Origin of the sequence: Dysosmobacter sp. HCP28S3_G4, from assembly GCF_052065175.1 — a bacterium.
Taxonomy (GTDB): Bacteria; Bacillota; Clostridia; order Oscillospirales; family Oscillospiraceae; genus Oscillibacter.
This window is the reverse complement of sequence record NZ_JBQHUP010000099.1, coordinates 1-1,516: the sequence shown is the minus strand read 5'-3', so window position 1 is coordinate 1,516 and position 1,516 is coordinate 1. Positions and strand designations below refer to the sequence as shown.

Here is a 1,516-nt window from a genome sequence, read left to right as displayed (position 1 = left end):
CACCGAGCCCACGGTTCCCGTTGAGCCCACCGAGCCTGTTGAGCCTACGGTTCCCGTTGAGCCCACTGAACCCACCGAGCCCACGGTTCCCGTTGAGCCTACCAAGCCCACCGAGCCCACGGTTCCCGTTGAGCCTACCAAGCCCACTGAGCCCACGGTCCCTGTTGAACCCACCGAGCCTGTTGAGGCCGCCTATACGGTGGTGGCCAACTACTACACCAACGGCAGCAAGGTCAACAGCAAACCCGTCCAGCTGAAGTCCGGCACCGGAGAGGTCGGCTCCACCATTACCATTACCCCGGAGACTTCCTGGAGGATCTACAGCAGCACTACTTACACGCTGAGCACCACCGTCCTGACCCTGACGATCACGGCCAATGCGGAGGACAATGTCCTGACGCTGCGCTATGACCGCACCTCCAGCAGCAGCGGAGGCGGCGGAGGCGGCGGTGGCGGTGGCGGAGGCGGCGGTTCCGCCAGCTCCAGCTACAAGCTGACCTTCAACACCAACGGCGGCTCCTCCATCGCCGCGGTTTCCAAGACCAGCGGCACCACCATCGACCTGTCCGACTACGTTCCCACCAGAAGCGGCTACACCTTCGCCGGCTGGTATTCCGACAGCGGTCTGACCACCAAGGTCACCTCTGTCAAGCTGAGAGAAAACATGACCGTGTACGCCAAGTGGACGAAGAACGACACGGCGGCGGCAGCGGAGAATCCCTTCACCGATGTGGCAGAGGGCAGCTACTGCCATGACGCCGTCCTGTGGGCGGTGGAAAAGGGCATCACCAACGGTGTGACCGACACCACCTTCCAGCCCGGCGCCTCCTGCACCCGCGCCCAGATGGTGACCTTCCTGTGGCGCAATGCCGGCTCACCCGAGCCTGCCTCCACGGTGAATCCCTTCACCGACGTGTCCGCCGGCGCCTACTACTACAAGGCCGTCCTGTGGGCGGTGGAGAAGGGCATCACCAACGGCACCACGGCCACCACCTTCGCGCCCAATGCCACGGTGACCCGCGGCCAGACGGTGACCTTCCTCTATCGCTACGCCAACTCCCCCGCGGTGACCGGGGCCATGGCCTTCACGGATGTGCGGCCTGAGTCTTTCTGCGGCGACGCTGTGATCTGGGCGACGGAGAAGGGCATCACCAACGGCATCACGGCCACCACCTTCGGCCCGAATGACTCCTGCACCCGCGGCCAGATCGTCACGTTCCTGTATCGCGGCAATATCTGAGCAGAGGGAGCACAGGAAACAGCATTTCTGACATCCAACAGCAAGGCCGCCATGCCGGTGAAAACCGGCATGGCGGCCCCTTTTTGCCCCGTCCGCACCGGAAGTCCGGCGCAAGACCATGGCGGACATTCCCGGAACCGCAGAAGACCGGCTGCCATCGGCAGCCGGTCTCAGGCTGTCGAGAAACCCGGTTGCGCAATTAGGCGGCAACCGGGTTTTCAGCACATATTCGGGAAAATAGAATCGAAAATAGGAAATGGGCAGAGTCATTCCATT

General features: G+C 63.0%; 1 protein-coding gene. It reads left to right on the top strand.

Annotated features, from left to right (window positions below; translation table 11 throughout):
• The coding region (locus tag ACTNBU_RS12555; protein ID WP_441034436.1) for an S-layer homology domain-containing protein at window positions 1-1,240 on the top strand (1,240 nt) is incomplete at its 5' end.
• Window positions 1,241-1,516: the final 276 nt, after the last annotated feature.